The organism is Humibacter antri, assembly GCF_054777235.1.
Genome location: NZ_BAAHAW010000020.1, coordinates 54,370 through 73,037, shown reverse-complemented (window position 1 = coordinate 73,037; position 18,668 = coordinate 54,370). Strand labels below are relative to the sequence as shown.

General features: G+C 69.2%; 20 protein-coding genes. 13 read left to right on the top strand and 7 right to left on the bottom strand.

From position 1 onward, the window contains the following. The 3 genes from ACYVDK_RS09160 to ACYVDK_RS09150 form a co-directional block, all read left to right on the top strand. On the top strand, positions 1 to 1,316 hold a 1,316-nt coding region (locus ACYVDK_RS09160), incomplete at its 5' end, for an ABC transporter ATP-binding protein (protein ID WP_460520903.1). Then, positions 1,313 to 1,954 (top strand): TetR/AcrR family transcriptional regulator, encoded by a 642-nt coding sequence (locus ACYVDK_RS09155; RefSeq protein ID WP_460520901.1) that lies wholly within the window; start codon positions 1,313 to 1,315, stop codon positions 1,952 to 1,954. The genes ACYVDK_RS09160 and ACYVDK_RS09155, both read left to right, overlap by 4 nt. 233 nt (positions 1,955 to 2,187) lie before the next feature. After that, complete coding sequence (locus tag ACYVDK_RS09150) at positions 2,188 to 3,138, top strand: quinone oxidoreductase family protein (RefSeq protein ID WP_460520899.1); 951 nt, start codon at positions 2,188 to 2,190, stop codon at positions 3,136 to 3,138. Positions 3,139 to 3,157: 19 nt separating this feature from the next. Here ACYVDK_RS09150 and ACYVDK_RS09145 read toward each other — a convergent pair whose 3' ends face one another. Further along, complete coding sequence (locus ACYVDK_RS09145) at positions 3,158 to 4,768, bottom strand: phospholipase D-like domain-containing protein (RefSeq protein WP_460520897.1); 1,611 nt, start codon at positions 4,766 to 4,768, stop codon at positions 3,158 to 3,160. A 94-nt stretch (positions 4,769 to 4,862) separates the two neighbouring features. Here ACYVDK_RS09145 and ACYVDK_RS09140 point away from each other — a divergent pair, with 94 nt between their 5' ends. Genes ACYVDK_RS09140 through ACYVDK_RS09130 form a run of 3 tightly spaced genes read left to right on the top strand, consistent with a single transcriptional unit; the run spans position 4,863 to position 6,566 of the window. Beyond that, on the top strand, positions 4,863 to 5,291 hold the full coding sequence (locus ACYVDK_RS09140; protein ID WP_460520895.1) for a DUF6325 family protein: 429 nt from the start codon (positions 4,863 to 4,865) through the stop codon (positions 5,289 to 5,291). Between the two features lie 55 nt (positions 5,292 to 5,346). After that, positions 5,347 to 5,685 (top strand): SHOCT domain-containing protein, encoded by a 339-nt coding sequence (locus tag ACYVDK_RS09135; RefSeq protein WP_460520893.1) that lies wholly within the window; start codon positions 5,347 to 5,349, stop codon positions 5,683 to 5,685. Between the two features lie 11 nt (positions 5,686 to 5,696). After that, positions 5,697 to 6,566 (top strand): SDR family oxidoreductase, encoded by an 870-nt coding sequence (locus ACYVDK_RS09130; protein ID WP_460520891.1) that lies wholly within the window; start codon positions 5,697 to 5,699, stop codon positions 6,564 to 6,566. A gap of 214 nt (positions 6,567 to 6,780) precedes the next feature. Here the strand turns inward: ACYVDK_RS09130 and ACYVDK_RS09125 are convergent, their stop codons facing one another. Both ACYVDK_RS09125 and upp read right to left on the bottom strand, forming a co-directional pair. Then, complete coding sequence (locus tag ACYVDK_RS09125) at positions 6,781 to 7,668, bottom strand: winged helix-turn-helix domain-containing protein (protein WP_460520889.1); 888 nt, start codon at positions 7,666 to 7,668, stop codon at positions 6,781 to 6,783. A 573-nt stretch (positions 7,669 to 8,241) separates the two neighbouring features. After that, positions 8,242 to 8,874 (bottom strand): uracil phosphoribosyltransferase, encoded by a 633-nt coding sequence (upp, locus tag ACYVDK_RS09120; protein WP_460520887.1) that lies wholly within the window; start codon positions 8,872 to 8,874, stop codon positions 8,242 to 8,244. Positions 8,875 to 8,938: 64 nt separating this feature from the next. On the opposite strand from upp, the gene tadA reads away from it, so the two are divergent. Next, positions 8,939 to 9,400, top strand: a complete 462-nt coding sequence (tadA, locus tag ACYVDK_RS09115) for a tRNA adenosine(34) deaminase TadA (protein WP_460520885.1) — start codon at positions 8,939 to 8,941, stop codon at positions 9,398 to 9,400. 153 nt (positions 9,401 to 9,553) lie between these two features. On the opposite strand, the gene ACYVDK_RS09110 is transcribed toward tadA, so the two are convergent. Further along, on the bottom strand, positions 9,554 to 10,471 hold the full coding sequence (locus ACYVDK_RS09110) for a cation diffusion facilitator family transporter (protein ID WP_460520883.1): 918 nt from the start codon (positions 10,469 to 10,471) through the stop codon (positions 9,554 to 9,556). Positions 10,472 to 10,530: 59 nt separating this feature from the next. On the opposite strand from ACYVDK_RS09110, the gene proC reads away from it, so the two are divergent. Beyond that, entirely contained in the window at positions 10,531 to 11,373 is an 843-nt protein-coding gene (proC, locus tag ACYVDK_RS09105; protein WP_460520881.1) for a pyrroline-5-carboxylate reductase family protein, read from the top strand. Between the two features lie 276 nt (positions 11,374 to 11,649). On the opposite strand, the gene ACYVDK_RS09100 is transcribed toward proC, so the two are convergent. Both ACYVDK_RS09100 and ACYVDK_RS09095 read right to left on the bottom strand, forming a co-directional pair. Next, on the bottom strand, positions 11,650 to 12,318 hold the full coding sequence (locus tag ACYVDK_RS09100) for a potassium channel family protein (protein ID WP_460520879.1): 669 nt from the start codon (positions 12,316 to 12,318) through the stop codon (positions 11,650 to 11,652). Continuing rightward, positions 12,311 to 13,759 (bottom strand): TrkH family potassium uptake protein, encoded by a 1,449-nt coding sequence (locus ACYVDK_RS09095; protein WP_460520877.1) that lies wholly within the window; start codon positions 13,757 to 13,759, stop codon positions 12,311 to 12,313. The genes ACYVDK_RS09100 and ACYVDK_RS09095 overlap by 8 nt, the downstream gene beginning before the upstream one ends. A gap of 141 nt (positions 13,760 to 13,900) precedes the next feature. Here ACYVDK_RS09095 and ACYVDK_RS09090 point away from each other — a divergent pair, with 141 nt between their 5' ends. The 4 genes from ACYVDK_RS09090 (at position 13,901) to ACYVDK_RS09075 (ending at position 15,284) form a co-directional block, all read left to right on the top strand. Beyond that, on the top strand, positions 13,901 to 14,332 hold the full coding sequence (locus ACYVDK_RS09090; RefSeq protein WP_460520875.1) for an ArsR/SmtB family transcription factor: 432 nt from the start codon (positions 13,901 to 13,903) through the stop codon (positions 14,330 to 14,332). A gap of 135 nt (positions 14,333 to 14,467) precedes the next feature. Next, positions 14,468 to 14,566 carry a 30S ribosomal protein bS22 gene (locus tag ACYVDK_RS09085; protein WP_003792170.1) on the top strand — a complete coding sequence of 33 codons (99 nt, stop codon included), beginning with the start codon at positions 14,468 to 14,470 and terminating at the stop codon, positions 14,564 to 14,566. 107 nt (positions 14,567 to 14,673) lie between these two features. Then, on the top strand, positions 14,674 to 14,940 hold the full coding sequence (locus tag ACYVDK_RS09080; protein ID WP_460520873.1) for a glutaredoxin family protein: 267 nt from the start codon (positions 14,674 to 14,676) through the stop codon (positions 14,938 to 14,940). Between the two features lie 41 nt (positions 14,941 to 14,981). After that, a complete protein-coding gene (locus tag ACYVDK_RS09075) occupies positions 14,982 to 15,284 on the top strand; it encodes a Dabb family protein (RefSeq protein WP_460520871.1) in 303 nt (100 codons plus the stop codon). Between the two features lie 151 nt (positions 15,285 to 15,435). On the opposite strand, the gene ACYVDK_RS09070 is transcribed toward ACYVDK_RS09075, so the two are convergent. Further along, positions 15,436 to 16,440 (bottom strand): formylglycine-generating enzyme family protein, encoded by a 1,005-nt coding sequence (locus ACYVDK_RS09070; RefSeq protein ID WP_460520869.1) that lies wholly within the window; start codon positions 16,438 to 16,440, stop codon positions 15,436 to 15,438. A 163-nt stretch (positions 16,441 to 16,603) separates the two neighbouring features. Here ACYVDK_RS09070 and ACYVDK_RS09065 point away from each other — a divergent pair, with 163 nt between their 5' ends. Next, the gene (locus ACYVDK_RS09065) at positions 16,604 to 18,658 is read left to right on the top strand and encodes a hypothetical protein (protein WP_460520867.1); all 2,055 of its coding nucleotides are present in this window, start codon (positions 16,604 to 16,606) and stop codon (positions 18,656 to 18,658) included. Positions 18,659 to 18,668 lie beyond the last annotated feature (10 nt).

The window sequence follows — 18,668 nt, the reverse complement described above, 5'->3', positions numbered from 1 at the left end:
CCGCCCCCACCCCGCGAACCGGCCCCGCCCTCACCCCGCGAACCGGGCCCGCCCCCGCCCCGCGAACCGGAACCGGCCCCGCCCTCACCCCGCGAACCGACCCCGACCCCGCCCCGCTGGTTGAGCTTGTCGAAACCCGTCAGCGAGGTTTCGACAAGCTCGACCGGCGGGAGCGGCTCGACCGGCGGGACCGGCTCGACCGGCGGGAGCGGCTCGACCGGCGGGAGCGGCTCGACCGGCGGGAGCGGCTCGACCGGCGGGAGCGGCTCGACCGGCGGGAGCGGCTCGACCGGCGGGAGCGGCTCGACCGGCGGGAGCGGCTCGACCGGCGGGAGCGGCTCGACCGGGGCGAGCGGCTCGACCGGGGCGAGCGGCTCGACCGGCGGGAGTCCCGCGAGCCTGCCTCCACGGCATCCGCCCGCCACATCACGAAGCGCTTCGGACATGCCACCGCTCTCGACGACGTCAGCCTCGACGTGCGGCCGGGCGAGGTCGTCGGCCTCATCGGCGCGAACGGTGCGGGCAAGACCACGTTGCTGCGCATCCTGCTGGGCTTGGAGAGCGCGGACGATGGTGAGACGGCGCTGTTCGGCGCGCCACCGAGCAACGCATCCCGACACCGGCTCGGCTATGTTCCGCAAGGCCTCGGTCTCTACACCACGCTGAGCGTTCGCGAGAACGTCGCCTTCCTCTCCCGGGTCTACGACGTGCCGCGACCGGCGCTCCCGGAGCCGCTCAGCGACGTGCGCTCCATGGTGGTCGGCGAGATCGGACTCGGCCGGCAGCGCCGGCTGGCGTTCCTGCTGGCTCTCGCGCACGAGCCCGAACTGCTCGTGCTTGACGAGCCGACATCGGGTGTCGATCCGCTCGCCCGTGCACGGCTGTGGGATGTCATCCACGAGCAGGCGGAGTCCGGTCGCGCCGTCATCGTCACGACGCACTACCTGCAGGAGGCCGAGCAGTGCACCAGGCTCGCGCTGCTCTCCCAGGGGCGGATGGTCGGCTCCGGCACCGTGGACGACCTCACGCGGGGCGCCGTCGCCGTGCTCGTCACGTGCGACGACTGGCAGCGGGCATTCGACGTGCTGGACCGTTCAGGGCTCCCGATCATGCTGAGTGGGCGAAGCATCCGGGTCGCGGCCGCCGGCGAAGCGGGAGCAGATGCCCTCCGCACGCGTGTGCTCCGGGCGCTCGGCGGCATCCATGCCCGCGTCGAACCGGTGCCCGCCACCCTCGAAGAGACAATGGTGCTTCTGGATCGCGATACCCAGGGGGCAGCCGCGGCCCCCGGTGCGACAAGAGGAGCCGTGGCATGAGTGGCCGCCGGCACGGCAAGTCGACCACGCGGCAGGAGCTTCTGGATGCCGCCCGCGAAGTCTTCGCCGACCGCGGCGTGGACGGCGCCACCACGCGCGAGATCGCTCAGCGCGCCGGCGTCGATCCGGCGATGATCGCGCACTACTTCGGCTCCAAGGGCGGACTCTTCGATGCGGTCACGGCACTGCAGGTCGATCCGCGCCAGGTGGTCGCCCCGGTTCTCGACGCGCATCCGGAGGATGCCGCGCGCCAACTGCTGACGGCACTGCTGAGGGTGTGGGATGCGCACGCCTCCGTGCTCTCCGCGATGCTGCGCAGCGCCACCCGCAACAAGGTTCTCGCCGCCCAGATGCGCACGTTCATCTTGGAGCGGGCCGTTCGCCCGGTGGCGACGCAGTTCGCGCCGAGTCCCGACGAGGTCGACGTGCGGGCGGCGCTGCTCGCCAGTCAGATCGCCGGACTCGTGCTCACGCGTTACGTGCTGCGGTGGGAGCCGCTGGCATCGGCCGACGCTGATTGGATCGTCGACCACATCGGCCCGACCGTGCAGGCCTACCTCACCGGCCCGCTGCCGTCCAGCGCTCGTAGATCCCATACACCGCTGGTTGAGCGTGTCGAAACCACCCCGCCGACTTGACCCCACCCCGCCGACTTGACCCCGCACCGCTGCTTGACCCCACCCCGCCGACTTGACCCCGCACCGCTGCTTGACCCCGCCCCGCCGACTTGACCCCACCCCGCTGCTTGACCCCGCCCCGCTGCTTGACCCCGCCCCGCTGGTTGAGCTTGTCGAAACCAGACCCCCAGACCCCCAGGATCTCGACCGACTCAACCGGCGGTAGCGTGAGAACGACGACTCGAGGAGGTTTCATGCAGACAGTGGTGCAGTACACGCGGTTCGGCAGTCCCGAGGTGCTCGAGGCGGTCGAATACCCGGATCCGGCACCCGGCGAGGGCAAGGTGCTGATCGACGTGCGGGCCATCGGCGTGAACCCGATCGACTGGAAGCTGCGGCAGGGCATCCGTCCGTCCGATCCGATCGAGAAGCCTCGTCGCCTCGGAAACGATGTCGCCGGGGTGATCGCCGAGCTCGGCGACGGCGTCGAGGGGTGGTCGGTGGGCGACGAGGTCGTCGTGCGCGGAGCGTACGGCGCCTACGCGAGCGAGCTCGTGGCATCCGTCGGCAAGCTCGTGCGCAAGCCGGCGAACGTGTCGTTCGAGGATGCCGCAGCCATCGGAATCCCGGCGGGCACCGCGTACCAGGCGCTCGCTTCGCTCGGGGTGGGCGACGGCGATGTGCTGCTCATCCACGGCGCATCCGGCGCGGTCGGGCAGGCAGCCATCCAGTTCGCCGAGCAGCGAGGTGCGACGGTGGTGGGCACCGCGAGCGCCCGCAACCTGGACCGCATCCGCGAGCTCGGCGCAATCGCTATCGTTTACGGCGACGGCCTGGAGGAGCGGGTGCGCGAGGCCGTCCCGCGCGGCGTGGACTACGTGCTCGACATGGCGGGAACGGATGAGGCGCTGAAGGCATCCTTCGACCTCGTCTCCGACCGTTCGCACATCGGCACGATCGTCGTCGGGTTCAAGGCTGCCGAGCTCGGCATCAAGGCGTGGTCGGGCGGAAGTCCCGTTCCGCTGACCGACGAGGAGGAGGCGCTGCGCGCCGAGGGCCTCGAGGCCGCGCTGGCGGGGCTCGCCGACGGAACGTTCCGGGTCGAGATCGGCGCCAGGTATCCACTGAAGGATGCCGCCGAGGCGCACCGCGCAGGACAGGCAGGCGAGGTGCGCGGCAAGATCATCCTCGATCCCGCCGGTTGAGCTTGTCGAAACCCGCCAGCTAATCCTCCCGCGCGTGCTGCGTGGCGAGGTGCTCCCAGTCGTGCGCGAAGATGCCGTCGTAGTACGAAGCGACGCGTGCGCTGTCGATGATCACGCCGGCGTCACGGTTCTCCAGCGTTCCCGCCGTCGACCAGTTCTGGCTGCTCACCAGGGTGCGTGATCCGTCGACCACGATGCCCTTGTTGTGCACGTTGTTCTGCAGCTTCACGTTGCTCACGACGTCGAGGCCGAGCTGCTGAAGCTGCTCCAGGTATCCGGCGGTCTCGTACTCGCTCATGATGATGCGCACGTCGACACCGGCGTTCTGCCTGGCGATCACGGCTTCGATCAGTGCGGAGAAGGGGGCGGAGGCATCCGAGGGTCTCGACGGCGCCTCGATGTACTGGAACTGCAGGTGCAGGGAGGTGGATGCCGACTCGATGAGTGCGCGCACGGCATCCGCGTAGACACCGGGATCGGGCGTGAGAACAGGCGTGATCGTCACCTGATCGGTGATCGTCTCGGCGGCGGTGAAGTGCTCGAACGGTGGCGTTTCCGCCAGCGGTTGCGCGATCAGTGCCGGCTCCGCGGCGGTCGCCGTCGGCTCCTGATGCTGCACGGCGACCGCATAGTCGTGCTTCAGGTACGCCTCGAACGTCCTCGCCAGGCCCGCGTCGTGGATGACCACATGCCAGTCCCGATCGCGCGTCCGCGCCTGAGCGGCATCGGCCGGATCGTGCACTGGATCGATGTCGGGCTGGTTCGAGTCGTTCCAGTTGCCGCTGGAGAGCCAGACCGTGCTCGAGTCCCGCACCGCGACCTTGATGTGGTACGCAGACGGAAAGATCCAGGCGGACGCGTGCGGGTCGGCACGCTCCAGCGCCCACGCCTGCTCGAAGAAGGCGCCGAGCGACTTCTTCAGGTCTGCGACGGTCTGGTCGTCCGTCTGATCCGCTGTCGGATTCCTCGGCGGGTGGTCGAGCACGAACACGACCCGCTTGCCGGTGGCGGCGGTTTCGAAGCGTGCGAGAACATGGGCGGACGTGAAGTCGTAGAGCCCTACCGTGAGCGTGTTCTGCGTGCCCGCGAGGAAGGCCGAGAGCACCGGCCATCCGGAATCGGGGCTGGCGCTGAGCTCCAGCTCGATCTCTCCGCTCACGGGAGCGAGCGGCACCCCGGGCGGCGCCGTGTAGGCGAGGTGCTCCTTGGCCGGTTTCGCCGCAGCCTCTACGCTCGTCGCATCCATCGCATGCCCACCCGCGGGCCCGGCGTCGCCGGTGAGCACGCGCTCGCCGGGGAACACGGGAACCCCGCCCAGGTCCGGGGCGATTGCCGTCGACTCTCGCGCCGCCGCATGAGCACCCGGATCCCCCAGTTCGGCGAGCTGCGCAGCCTTCGCCGATGACGCGGTCCGCACGTCGACGGCTACCCCGTCGAGCGCGTCAGGGACTCCGGATGCCCCGGCATCCGTGCCTGCGGCGACCGTCACGACGATCGCGCGCTCATCGGTGATCCAGCGATCGCGCATCCGGAATCCCGGCCGCACGCTCAGCACCCCAGGCACTCGGAACCGGCCGAGGTTCTTCTCGATGATGCGCTGGATGCCCGCCTGACCCTGCGTCGCCGCCATGACCCCATGTTCCTCCTTCACCCTGCCGGGGGGATATGCATCCGTAGTGCGACGGCGCATGCTGGACACATCCCCGCACACGAGAGGAACAGTCATGAGCGACTTGGAATACGGGCCCGTCGAGTTCATGCTCGTCGGATTCCAGGGGGACGCGCCCGATCCGGGTGTCGTGGATGCGGTGCGCGATCTGGTGCACGAGGGGGCGGTGCGCATCATCGACGCGCTCGTCATCAGCCGCACGATCGAGGGCGACGTCGAGACGATCGAGGTCGAGGATTCGACGAGCGCCTACGGCCTCGAAGACGCCGAGCTCGATCTGTCGGGGCTCGCCGCCGACGAAGACATCGAGTACTTCGCCGAGTCTTTGGAGCCGGGAACGAGTGCCGAACTGCTCGTGGTCGAGCTGCTGTGGGCGAAGAAGCTGGCATCGCGGCTGGCGGCATCCGGCGGTGTCGTGCTCGCGAGTGAGCGCATCCCGGCGCCCGTGGTGAACGAGGTCGTGGCAACCGCCAGGCAGGAGTGACGCCGCCGCCCGAAATGGGTCGGCAGTCGAGAGATCGGAGCAGACAATGCCATTCGTGCGTCGAGTAGGACGTCCGGGACTGATCGGGCTGGCCGCCCGCACCGCCGTGGTCGCAGGAACGGCCAGCGCCGTCTCGGGCGGCATGGCGTCACGCCGGCAGGAGCAGGCTCAGCAGCAGGCGCAGGAGCAGGAGTTCCAGGCGCAGCAACAGCAGGCCCAGGTGGAGGCGGCAGCGCAACAGGCGGTCGCGCAACAGTCCGCTGCACAGCAGGCACCGCCTCCGGCGGCCGGCGGCGTGACCGACGAGTTGCAACGGCTCGCCGGCTTGCATCAGCAGGGCATTCTCACCGACGAGGAGTTCAGCGCCGCGAAGCAGAAGCTGCTCGGCCTGTAGGCTCTCACCTCGTGCTCTCCGGTCACTCTGCGCTCGTCACGGGCGTCTCTCGCCGTCGCGGCATCGGCTACGGCATCGCCTGTCGGCTCGCCGAGCTCGGAGCGAGCGTGTTCGTGCAGCATCACGCGGCGCACGATGCCGACCAGCCGTGGGGCAGCGACGACCTGGATGCCGTGCGCTCGGGCTTCCGTGAACGGCTCGCGCCCGACGCGCGCTTCGGCGACATCTCTGCGGACCTCTCCGACCCGGATGCCCCACAGCGCGTGATCGAGGCGGCCCGGTCCTCGATCGGTCGCCTCGACATCCTGGTCTGCAACCACGCTCGCTCGGGCGGGGACGGCTCCATCTTCGACATGACGGCGCAGAAGCTGTCTGAACACTATGACGTGAACACGCGGTCGACGCTGCTGCTGACCAGGTTCTTCGCCGAACAGTTCGCCGGCGAGCAGGATGCCGTGTCGCAAGCGGACGCGCGACCGGGTGACAGGGAGGGCCTGAACGCGCCCCTCGACGAGTTCGCGACCGGGCGTGTCATCTGGATGACGTCGGGCCAGCACACCGGTCCGATGCGTGGCGAGGTGGCGTATGCGGCGAGCAAGGCGGCGTTGGCAGGGGTCACGCCGACCGTGGCCGCGGAGTTGCTGCCGCGAGGCATCCTGCTCAACACGGTGAATCCCGGACCGGTGAACACCGGATACCTCGATGCGGCCACCAGCGACCGTTCCTCCGAGAACATCGCGGACGTGCTCGCATCGATGCCGTTCGGCAGGTTCGGGCACCCGGACGATGTCGCCCGCCTGATCGGATGGCTCGTCTCGCCCGACGGCCGCTGGGTCGTCGGCCAGGTGCTCACCTCCGACGGAGGCTTCACCCTCAGCTGAGCCCGTCCCGCCTTCCCGCCGGTCGAGCCCGTCCTGCCCCCGCCGGTCGAGCCCGTCTATCCCGCCGGTCGAGCCCGTCTATCCCGCCGGTTGAGTTCGTCCCGTCTTCCCGCCGGTTGAGCTTGTCGAAACCAGCCAGCCGACACCGCATCGATCCCGACCACGCGCTCTGCCGACCGCGGCGCGACGCCGCGTGCGCGGCGCGCAGGACGGCTCAGAACAGATCCGGGCTCGGCGCTCCGGCGTGGCGGATGGTCACGTCCGCGTGGCGGTCGAACCGGTAACCCACCCCTCGCACGGTGCGCACGATGTCTTCGTATCGTCCGAGCTTGGACCGCAGGCGCCGGATGTGCACGTCGATTGTGCGCTCGTTCGGCACGTCGTCCTCGCCTGCCCGCCAGAGCGACGAGATGAGTTCGGCACGGTCGATCGTGCGGCCCTCACGGAGCACGAGGTACTGCAGCAGCTCGAACTCCTTGTACGTGAGTCCGACCGCATCGTTGTCGAGCAGCAGGCGCTTGCGCGAGATGTCGACGACCACGCCGGTCACTCGATCCTGCGCGGGGTCCGCGGCCTGCCGGTTGCGTGCGACGGCGGCGGGGTCCTGCAGCGCCAGCCGCACGACCTCGATGTCACGTCCGCCTGCGGCTTCCGGGGCGAGGGCGACGGCGGCGTAGGTCTCCGAGCCGGGAGCGATCTCGGCCGCCAGGCGCTTGAGCGCCTCGACGACGTGGCCGAGATCGGTGCCGGCAAGGTCGGCTTTGTCTTCATCGAAACCGACGTACAGGGCGAAGCCGCGGGCGCGGGTCCCGTTCGGCACCGCACGGATTCGCACCGGTGCCGGCGCGTCCTGCACCGGTGCGGCTGTGGGCACCGCGCGCTGCTGCGCCGGAAGCGGTTGCACCGGGTGCGGAGTCCCGGTCTCCACACGCCGCGGATGCGCGGTGCGAGCGGGCGCGGGTGCTACCGGCCGTGTGGCCTGCGCGGCGGGCGCGCCCGGTGCGATCGCCGCGGCAAGGGGGGCGGCGGGCCTTCGCACGGCGGTGGGCCGCCTCTCGATGGTGGTCGTGTCGTTCAGCGGGGTGACGGTGGCAAGAGACATGGGAGTGAGATCCTCGAGGCGATGATGCGATGAGCCCGGCGGCCGCGCGTGGTGCGGCAAGATTCTCGAACCGGGTTCGATGATGAGCTGGGCCGCAAGGCGGCCGGTGTGGAAGCCCGCGCGAGATGCGTGAAGAGCTTCCGGCGAGCGTCGCTTCGAGAGACGAACGTCTCACGAAGAGCCTGGAATCGGGTCGATCAGCGGCAGGTTACGCCTGCGCTTCGGCTCGATCGGCCGGCGACGGCGGGGCGAATGGTCGTCGGATCAGCGACACATTCGACAGCACATGACGGCAGCGCGGCCGGGCATCATCATGCCGGCGTGCCCAAGGGCCTCGAAGGAGGTCAGGGTGCGCGTGGGTGCAGTCATGTCTGCAAGTAAAGCGGATGCCTGCTGTTCCTGTCAAAGCGAGCACATTTCGCGGGCACCTTGACGTGAGGCATCTCGAGCGAGCGAACCGGATTGCGGGATCATCGGGGTCGCTCTACGAGGCGGCGCCTTGTACGCCGCCGGACCAGCCAGCTCGGAGAGTCGACCGCGGCGCGCCGGACGGGGACCGGCGCGCAAAAGAACTCATACCAGCCCGTACAGCCGGTCGCCGGCGTCGCCGAGCCCCGGCACGATGTAGCCGTGCTCGTTCAGGTGATCGTCGACGGCACCGACGACGAGCGTCACGTCACGACCCTCAGTGAGTCTCTCGACGGCGGCGATGCCCTCGGGAGCGGCGAGGATGCAGATGGCCGTGACATCCACAGCGCCGCGTTTGAACAGGAACTCGATCGCAGCGCTGAGCGATCCTCCGGTGGCCAGCATCGGGTCGAGCACGAAGCATTGCCGGTTGGAGAGGTCGTCGGGAAGGCGTTCGGCGTACGTCGTCGGCTGCAGGGTCTCCTCGTTGCGCACCATCCCGAGAAAACCCACCTCGGCCGACGGCACGAGCTTGACCATGCCTTCGAGCATGCCGAGGCCGGCTCGCAGGATGGGCACGACCAGCGGCTTCGGGTCGGCCAGCGTCACTCCTGTGGCGCGGGCGACGGGTGTCTCGATCTCGATCGGGGCGACCCTGACGCTGCGGGTGGCCTCATAGGCGAGCAGCGTGACCAGCTCTTCGACCAGTGCGCGAAAGGTGACCGCGGGCGTCTCGCGGTTGCGCAGCACGGTCAGCTTGTGGGTGACCAGAGGGTGATCGGCAACGTGCACTCGCATAGGCTCAAACCTAGCGTGAGGCTCAGAGACGGCGAGGGGCTCAGAGACAGCTGAGGGGCGTGCAGTGCCGGGCATCGATCGAGCGGACTGGATGCGCCGAGCCGTCGCCGACGCCCGTCTCGCCCTCGACACCGGTGACGTACCGGTCGCGGCGATCGTGCTCGACGCCGACGGGCGTGTTCTCGGCGCCGCCCGCAACGAGCGCGAAGCGCGGCACGACCCGACAGCGCACGCGGAGATTCTGGCACTGCAGCGGGCATCCCAGCGCACCGGCGATTGGCACCTCACGGATGCGACGCTCATCGTCACGCTCGAGCCGTGCGTGATGTGCGCGGGAGCCATTCTCTCCGCCCGGGTGCCCACCGTCGTCTTCGGTGCCTGGGACGAGAAGGCCGGCGCGGCCGGCAGCGTCTACGACGTGCTGCGCGACCGCCGTCTCAACCATCGGGTCGAGGTGTACGGGGGAGTGGAGGCGGACGCCTGCTCCGCACTCCTCGACGAGTTCTTCACCGCCCGCCGCGGGTGACGTGCCTCCCAGCCGGTGGTTCCTGCCGGTTGCTCCCCGTTGGTTGCTCCCCGTCGGTTGCTCCCGCGGGTTGTTCCATTTGGGTTGCTCCCCACGGCTTGCTCTCCCGTGGGTTGAGCTTGTCGAAACCCGTCAGCACAGGTTTCGACAAGCTCAACCCACGGTCCCGTGCAGCACGTCCGGCTCGAGGTAGATGACCCGGGCGATCGGAACAGCATCGCGGATGCGCGCCTCGATCGCGTCGATCGACGATGCCACCTCCTCCAGCTGTCGCCCGCCGGGCTGCGCGATCTTCGCCGCGACCATGAGCTCCTCCGGGCCGAGATACAACGTCTTCAGGTGGATGACGAGATCGGTCTCGCCGCCGGAGAGGATCGCCTTCTCGATGGCGGCGGCATCCGCCTCGTTCGCTCCCTCGCCGACCAGAAGACTCTTCGTCTCGATGCCGAGCACGACGGCGACGGTCACGAGCAGCGCACCGATGCAGACGGTTCCGATGCCGTCCCAGACGCCGTTGCCGGTGAGGATCGTGAGACCGACTCCGAGCAGGGCGAACGCGAGGCCGATGAGCGCGGCGACGTCCTCGAGGAGCACCACCGGCAGCTCAGGTGCCTTCGCGCGACGGATGAACCGCACCCACGACCCCGATCCTTTGTGCGGACGCGACTCGCGGATGCCCGTGCGCAACGAGAATCCCTCGAGCACCATCGAGATCACGAGCACCGCCAGCGGCAGCCACCACACCTCGAGCGGGTGCGGGTGCAGCACCTTCTCGACGCCCTCGTACACCGAGAACACGCCGCCGACAGAGAACAGGATGATCGAGACGACGAACGCGTACACGTACCGCTCGCGCCCGTAGCCGAACGGATGCTCGCGGTCCGCTCGCCGCTTGGCTCGTCGTCCGCCCACCATGAGCAGGACCTGATTGCACGAGTCGGCGAGCGAGTGCACGCTCTCGGCCAGCATCGACGACGAACCCGAGAAGATCCAGGCGATGAACTTGGTCAGCGCGATGCCGAGGTTGGCGGCCAGCGCCGCGATGATCGCCCTGGTGCTGCCCTCGGCCATGCGCTCCATCCTAGGGACGCGCATCCCCCGCACACGGGGAACCTCCTACGCTGGTCGGCATGAGCGAGACCATTGTGAAGCTGCCGAAGATCGCGATCCTGGGTGCGGGATCGATGGGCAGGGCGATCCTGAGCGGGCTGCTGAAGCCCGGGGTCGAGGTCGATGGCGGCATCGTCGTGACCAACAGGAGTGCGCGCTCGGCCGGATCCCCCGCCGAGAGCGGCGTCACGACGCTGGCCACTGAAGACGACCCCGACGCGAACCGCATCGCGGTCGCCGGCGCCGGCATCGTACTGGTCGCGGTCAAGCCGGCGATGGTGCCCGACCTGCTCGGTGAGATCGCCGACTCGCTCGAGCCGAACGCGATAGTCGTCAGCGTCGCCGCGGGCGTTCCGGTCGCGCGTTTCGAGGAGCTGCTGCCGGCATCCGTCGCTGTTGTGCGCTCCATGCCGAACACGCCCGCCGTCGTCGGCAAGGCGGTCACCGGGGTCAGCGCCGGGACGAGGTCGACGTCGGAGCAGGTGGCGCTGGTGCGTGAGCTGTTCGAGACGGTGGGCACGGTGGTCGAGGTGCCGGAATCGCAGCTGGATGCCCTGAGCACCATCTCCGGCTCGGGTCCGGCCTACGTGTACTTCCTCATCGAGCAGCTCACGGCCACGGCGGTCTCGAAGGGGTTCACACCCGAGCAGGCGGCCGAACTCGTCGACGGAACGTTCATCGGCGCCGCCGCCCTGCTCGACGCGTCGAACGCGACACCCACCGAGCTGCGCATCCAGGTCACGAGCCCGAAGGGCACGACCGAGAGGGCGATCGCCGTGCTGGAGGATGCCGATCTCGAGTCGGTCTTCGACCGCGCCACCGACGCGGCGCTGGCCCGCGCGCTGGAACTCGCGGCCGGCTGAGCGGGCTGAGCCGACTGAGCCGGCTGAGGCGACTGAGGCCTTACCGGCGCTCGGTGTCGCACGGTCGGCCGCAAAACGAACGGTCCACCGGAACAGGAGGTGCCATGCGTCCGGCACACCGTTCGTGTTCCGGCCGACCGTGCGACGGGCGACAGGCCGGCCGTGCGATGTCCGGCGGGCCGTGCGACGGGGCTGCCGACGGTGCGACGTCCGGCGGGCCGGGCGACGGAGCGGCGGGCCCGGCAGCGCGGCAGCGACGGGGCAGCGTCTGTCGCCTCACTCCAAGGCGGCGAAGCGCTCCACGTCGGAACTCGCTCCCGAGACGATGATGAGGTCGTGGTCGGAGACGACGGTGTCGCCCGTCGCGTACGTGAACGGCTTGCCCGGCGTCTTCACGCCCACGACCGTGATCTCGTACTTGCGGCGCACCAGCGAGTCGGTGAGCGAGATTCCGCGGATCACCTTCGGCGGATACATCTTCACCAGCACGAAGTCGTCGTCGAACTCGATGAAGTCGAGCATCCTTCCGGCGAGCAGGTGAGCGATGCGCTCACCCGCTTCCGCCTCGGGGTAGATCACGTGGTTCGCGCCGATGCGTTCCAGGATGGTGCCGTGCGACTTCGAGATCGCCTTCGCCCAGATCTGCGGAATGCCGAGGTCCACCAGGTTCGCCGTGATGAGAACGGATGCCTCCACCGACGACCCTGTCGCCACCACTGCTATCGAGAAGTCCTGCGCGCCGATCTGCCGCAGGGCCTCGATCGAGCGGGCATCCGCCTGCACGGTGTGGGTGATGCGCTCCGACCACTTCTGAACCAGCCCGAGATCGGTGTCGACGGCAAGCACCTCGCGGTCCAGCCGGTCGAGCTGGCCCGCTGTCGCCGCCCCGAACCGGCCCAGGCCGATGACGAGCACGGGTGCGTCGTGTCTGATGCGGTCACCCAACGATGGGCCTCTCTTCCGGATGCTGGTAATACTGCCCGCGCTGCGACTGCGCGAGGGCGGCGGCGAGGGTCACGGTGCCCACCCGTCCGAGGAACATGGTGAATGCGAGAACATAGACCGCGCCCGTCGGCGCGTGCTGCGTGAGTCCCGTGGAGAGCCCGCACGTGGCGAACGCGCTGATCACGTCGAACAGTGCGTGATCGAGCGTGTCCTTGGTGATGGCGAGCACGGTCACGGTGGAGACGGCGACGATGGTCGATCCCCACAGCACGACGCTCACCGCGACGCGAAGCACATCGGTGGGGATGCGCCGCCGGAACGCCTCCATCGAGTCGACGCCGCGCGCCTCGGCCAACGCGGCCAGGAAGAGCACCGCGAGCGTGGTCACCTTGATGCCGCCTGCGGTCGAGGCGGAACCGCCGCCGACGAACATCAGCATGTCGGTCACGAGCAGGGTCGAATGGTGCAGCTGATCGACGTCGACGACCGAGAACCCGCCCGACCGGGCCATCACCGACAGGAAGAGGGATTGGAAGGCGGCGTTTCCCGGCCCTCCCGCACCGAACGTCTTGGGGTTGCCGGCCTCCAGCGCGAAGTACAGAACCGCCCCGACGACCAGCAGGATGCCGAACGTCGTCAGAGTGAGCTTGACGTGGATGGTCCAGAACCTGCGTCGTACCTTGCGGCGCAGATTCTGGGCGATCGCGAAGATCACCGGAAAACCGATCGCACCGGCGATGACGCCGACCATGATGGCGGTGAGGAAGACGTAGTCGGTGGCGAAGGGGGCAAGGCCCTGCGCGTTCGGCGTGAAGCCAGTGTTCGTGAACGCCATCGCCGAGTAGTAGAGCGAGTTCAGCGCGCTGTCGTAAAGCGAGAAGCCATGGGCGAGCATCCGCGGGAAGAGCACGATCGCCACGACGAGCTCGATGATGACGGCGCTCAGTGCGACGGTGCGCAACAGGTTGCCGACATCGCCGAGCCGGATGGCCTGCCCTTCGGGCACCGGCCCGGCGTGCGCTCGCAGCGGGTTGCTGTCGCTGGCCGCGATGAGCTTCGCCCGAAGTCCCAGCCGGCGGGAGATCACCATGCCCAGAATGGACGCGAGCGTGAGCACACCAACACCGCCGACCTGCACGCCGAGGTAGATGATCACATTGCCGAACGCCGACCAGTGGGTGGCCATGTCGACAGTGGAGAGCCCGGTGACGCAGATCACCGAGACCGCCGTGAAGAAGGCATCCGCAAGCGGCGTGCCCGAGCTGCCCGCCGTGGAGATCGGCAGCGTGAACAACAGCGTGAACACGAGGATCAGCGAGCTGAACACGACGAGAGCGAACCGTGAGGGACTGGCTCCGGCGAATTCGTTGACGCGCAACTGAACCCGGCCCCACCACGTGGTGGGCACGAGGTGTCGGGTCGCCTGCGCCGTCGCCCGCATCGGCCGCCCCTCCTGCCCGACTGCTCGAGCACGGTCTGCTCGCGCGCTCGATGCTACCCCTGGACATGCTGTCGGCAGCGCGGGCCACGCTCGGTCGCCTCAGGCATGGTGTGTCCGGCATCCGGCCAGTAGCCTGGGTGGATGCCGGACATCTTTGACATCGTCGCGGATGCCACACGGCGCGACATTCTGCGCGTGCTGCTCGAGGCGTCCGACGGCTCGGAGCGCGGCGAGATCAGCGTCTCCCAGATCGTCGGCGGCCTCGAGCTGAGCCAGCCGACAGTGTCGAAGCATCTGAAGGTGCTGCGTGAAGCCGGGCTCGTCACCGTGCGCGAGGAGGGCCAGCACCGCTACTACAGCATCGACGTGCAGCCTCTCGAGGAGATCGAGGACTGGTTGATGCCGTTCGTCGGCGGCGAGTTCGACATCGCCGACATCGACGTGAGCGCCGTCGTGGCCGGGCTGAAAGACGAGACCAAGGGGTTCGCGGAACAGATGGGCAAGGTGTTCGCCGACACGAGTCACCGCGTGACCACCGTGGTCGATCGGGTACGCCCGAAGCGCAAGCGCTGAGCCGACCCGCGGGTTGAACTCGGCACGACGCGCAATCGTCGAGACCCGCAATCTTGCGCCCTTCCGCCGGATGGTAGACTGGGCGACCGTTGCCGTACGCCGCGCAGCATCCCGATGAACTTATGTGAGGTCTTTGTGGGTTCCGTTATCAAGAAGCGCCGCAAGCGCATGGCGAAGAAGAAGCACCGCAAGCTGCTCCGCAAGACTCGTCACCAGCGCCGCAACAAGAAGTAGCGCCACGAACAAGCGCCGGGTTCGCCCGGCGCTTTTCGCATCTCTGCACCCTGAGCCCCTGCATCACGCCCCCGCACTCCTGCGCTCGGGCGCCTAGGATTTCCCACGTGTCGAACATCCAGCTCACGCTCATCGGCAAGCCGGGGTGCCACTTGTGCGACGACGCACGCCAGGCGATCAGCGACGTGACGCACGCGCTGCCGGATGCCTCGCGCATCTCGCTCGAGGAGCGTTCGATTCTCGACGAGCCGGAGCTCTTCGACCGCTATGCCGAGGAGATCCCGGTCGTGCTCATCGACGGCAGGCAGCACACGTACTGGCGGGTGGACAAGGAACGACTGACCGCCGCTCTGATCGAGCGACTCGCCGACTGATCCGGGTCGAACGACCCGACAACGCAATGGAAGGGCGGACCATGCCGCTTCGGCACGTGGTGACGTGGAAGGTTGCAGGCGACTCCGACCTGGAGCGCGAGCGGGTGAAGGCGGAGTTCCGCGACCGGCTCGAATCGCTTCCGTCGCAGATCGACGTGATCAGACGGTTCGAGGTGGGTCTGAACAACGCGGGTGCCCCCGACAACTTCGATGTCGTGCTGGTCTCGGAGTTCGACGACGAGGCTGCCCTGCAGCGGTACATCCATCACCCGGTGCATCAGGAGGTGGTCGCCTTCGTGCGGGCGAACACGGTCGGCCGTGCCGGAGTCGACGTTCGCTTCTAGGGTTCGGGTTCGCTGAGCGCCAGAACCGCAAACCGACCACCGAGACGGTGGTCGGCGCTGGGCCCCCCTCGCCGGTTCCGGCGCGCGCCGTTCGCGGTGTGACGGCCGTGCGACAGGGAGCGTCGCGGCCAAGGCCAGAAGTGGCCTTGGCTCATAGCTCCCGCGCGCAACGGAACCCGATGTGCGTGGTCGACGAGTCCTCAGTCTCGGGCGAGCGAGCCGCCGGCCGGTAGCGCAGGCAATACTCCGGGGCGCAGAGGTGCGAACCGCCTTTGAGGGTTCGGCGCAGCGCGCCGGTACCCGTATCCGCGCCTGCTCGGCGGTCGTCCTGCGGGCCGCACGTGCAGCCGGCCTCGCCGGCTTGAGCGCCTCCAACGTGCTCGGGCCGGCCCTGCTCGTGCCCGCTGCTCGTCGCGCTCACGTCGGTGAGTCCGAGCGATCGCGACGCTGCGACGTCGTGCCGTGGGGAGTACGGCGTCGACGTCCACTCCCACACGTTGCCGATCATGTCCACGAGACCGTAACCGTTCTTCGGAAAGGTCCCCACCGGCGACGTGCCGACCCAGCCGTCCGCCCCGGTGTTCAGATACGGAAAGCGGCCCTGCCAGGTGTTCGCCATGATCCGGTCGTTCACGCGCGGCTCGTCGCCCCAGGCGTAGGTGAGTCCGTCGACCGAGCCGCCGCGCGCCGCATACTCCCACTCCTCCTCGGTGGGCAGCCGCCGCCCCGCCCAGGCCGCGTAGGCACGGGCATCCTGGTACGCCACCTGCACCACCGGATGCTCCCGAAGAGCCTCGATCGACGAATCGGCACCGAATGGATGCCGCCAGCTCGCGCCGGCGCCCCAGGCCCACCACTGCCGCCAGTCGGACAGGTTCACCGGGCCAGAGGTCGGCGTGAAGACGAGCGCGCCGGGAACGAGATCGGCCGGATCCGCTCCCGGGAACTCGGCGGGGTCGAGCGGGCGCTCGGCGATCGTGACGTAACCGGTGTCGGCGACGAATTCGGCGAACTGCGCGTTCGTGACCGGATGCCGGTCGAGCTCGAACTCCGCCACTCGTACCCGGTGCACGGGCCCTTCGTCGGCGTAGAACCGGTCCGACCCCATCAGGTAGTCGCCGGCAGGGATGCGCACCATCTCGGTCAGCGTCGGCATACGTCGATGCTAGGCGGTCTCGGAGACGTCGCGGTCGGGATGCGCCTCGGCCCCCTCGTCCGCAGGGCAGGACGGTGGCGACCGCTGCTGTCCCTATGCTGGTGCGCATGAATCCGGATGTCCCGCTCGCGGGCGGAGCACCCGCAGCGGTGGTGGGTCGCGAGTGACCGCACCCCGCCCTGACGTGGAGCAGGCCCCCGCTCCGCAGCTGCCGCCCTGGCTGCGACGACCACGCGGCCCTCTCGGGTGGGTGGGCATGTCGATCGCGGTGAGCATGGCATCCGCGGTGCTGCTCGCGATCGGTCTCGGGCTTCTCGTGCTCGGCGCCGTCGTGTGGCTGGTGCGCGGCGCCGTGTGGATCGTGCTCACCGTCGTCGACTGGCTCTGGTATCTGGCGCGCGGGTTCTCGCGCAGGCCGTATCCGTTCCAGCTGAGGCCGCCCCTGACGAAGGCGACGCGGGCGCTGGTCTTCAACGACGTCTGGGTCTCCACGCTTCCGAGGGCGATCGGGCTCACCGCGCGCACCGCCGGATTCCTGTTCGCACCCCTCGCGATCCTGGTCTCGATCGCCGGCATCGTCGTTCCGCTGCTGCGGGCGCGACCATACCTTGCCGTGTTCGACGTGCCAGGCCTGGAAGCGAAACTGATCGGGCTGGGCCGCAATCGCGGCTTCTTCGACGACGGACACGACGTCTCGGTGATCCCGTTCGAGGAGTACCTGCGTGTGGCGTTCCCTCAGCGAGCCGACTTTCTGGACTGGTGGCGGGACCCCCGGCAGGCGGGCACGTTCCGGCCCGTCGCCGCGAGCTGGAACACGCCGCGGCACTTCTCCGGCCTCACGCTCGGCCCGTACCCCGACGTGCTCGGCCTGCCAGGGCTCGCCCTCACGGCCATACGTCGCACCCGCGTCGGCGGACTGCGTGAGCTGTTCATCTCGCAGCGCGAGATCGACGACCTCGGCGACCCCGATCTGGACGACCGAGCGGATGTCGCGGTCATCCGGGTCGTCGCGATCGACGACCCGGTCGCCGGCACGCCCGTCGCGGACGCGGACGCGGACGAGTCGACGGATGCCCGCCCCGGCCGCCGCTGGCTCGTGCAGTTCCCGAGCACGCAGACGTGGCATCCACGCGCCGGCACCGCGCCGAACGACCTCACCGCCGACATCGTCGCCCTGTCGATGCGCGAGACGACCCTCACCCGCGCAGCGCTAGAGACGATGCGACTGGCGGGCATCCGCGCCGGGGAGCCGGTGCTGGTCGCCGGTTTCAGTCTCGGCGGCATGGTCGCCGCGCAGGTGGCCGAGCTCTCTGACCGCGCCGGGTTCACCGTCACGCACCTCGTGACCTCGGGTGCTCCGATCGGGCGCCACCGGCTGCCGCACACGACGAAGGTGCTCTCCCTCGAGCACGTGCTCGACACGGTGCCGCGCCTCGATGGACGCGAGAACCCCATCGTCGGCGATCGGCGAGTGCCGGCGGCGGCCGCCGCCGACGCGGAGCGGGTGGGCGAGGTCACCATCGGCAACGGAACGCGGCAGGCCGCCGAGTGGCTCACCGTGAAAGCGGGGCCGCCGCTCCCGCGCGGATACAACATAGCGGTGACGCACCACTCGCCGAGCTACGCGGAGACGGCCGGGTCGATCGAGACCGATCCGCCGGCCCCTGAAGTGGCCGCGTACATCGACGATGTCCGGCCGTTCTTCGCGGGCGCGCAGGTCATCACCGACTACGCGGCCCGGCGCGTCGGATTCGACATCTCGCGACCCGCGGTTCCGATCTCGTTCCATGCCACTGCCGACGACAGTGGCGTGCGCGAGCATCTGCGCATCACGCTGCGACGGGTTCCCGGCGTGATCGCCGTGGACATCTATCGATCGCGCACCGGCTTTCCGACGACGATCCTGTGGAGCGCGGACGTTCTCGCGCACAGCCTTCGGCCGTGGTTCCAGGAGGTGGCGCGGGCATCCGTGTACCGGGCGCTGCTGGTCCTGCTCGAGCGCGGCCCCGGCATCGGGATCCATCTGCGGCTGCAGGCCAAGCGAACGCCGGGCGTGACCTGGGAGGCCACGATGCAGCAGATGGCGGATGGCAGGTGGCGTGAGCGCGTCGACGTGAGCTTCGACACCGACGCGGCGCGCCAGGAGTGGGGCGACCTGCTGATGCCGGGCGCGCGGGCATCCACGGTCACGTACTACGACCCCGATGAGTTCGTCTAGCCCGACCGAC

Coding starts and splice junctions, on each gene's coding strand:
- ACYVDK_RS09155 (WP_460520901.1), top strand. CDS start 1,313: ATGAGTGGCCGCCGGCACGGCAAGTCGACCACGCGGCAGGAGCTTCTG.
- ACYVDK_RS09150 (WP_460520899.1), top strand. CDS start 2,188: ATGCAGACAGTGGTGCAGTACACGCGGTTCGGCAGTCCCGAGGTGCTC.
- ACYVDK_RS09145 (WP_460520897.1), bottom strand. CDS start 4,768: ATGGCGGCGACGCAGGGTCAGGCGGGCATCCAGCGCATCATCGAGAAG.
- ACYVDK_RS09140 (WP_460520895.1), top strand. CDS start 4,863: ATGAGCGACTTGGAATACGGGCCCGTCGAGTTCATGCTCGTCGGATTC.
- ACYVDK_RS09125 (WP_460520889.1), bottom strand. CDS start 7,668: ATGTCTCTTGCCACCGTCACCCCGCTGAACGACACGACCACCATCGAG.
- upp (WP_460520887.1), bottom strand. CDS start 8,874: ATGCGAGTGCACGTTGCCGATCACCCTCTGGTCACCCACAAGCTGACC.
- ACYVDK_RS09110 (WP_460520883.1), bottom strand. CDS start 10,471: ATGGCCGAGGGCAGCACCAGGGCGATCATCGCGGCGCTGGCCGCCAAC.
- proC (WP_460520881.1), top strand. CDS start 10,531: ATGAGCGAGACCATTGTGAAGCTGCCGAAGATCGCGATCCTGGGTGCG.
- ACYVDK_RS09095 (WP_460520877.1), bottom strand. CDS start 13,759: ATGCGGGCGACGGCGCAGGCGACCCGACACCTCGTGCCCACCACGTGG.
- ACYVDK_RS09090 (WP_460520875.1), top strand. CDS start 13,901: ATGCCGGACATCTTTGACATCGTCGCGGATGCCACACGGCGCGACATT.
- ACYVDK_RS09075 (WP_460520871.1), top strand. CDS start 14,982: ATGCCGCTTCGGCACGTGGTGACGTGGAAGGTTGCAGGCGACTCCGAC.
- ACYVDK_RS09070 (WP_460520869.1), bottom strand. CDS start 16,440: ATGCCGACGCTGACCGAGATGGTGCGCATCCCTGCCGGCGACTACCTG.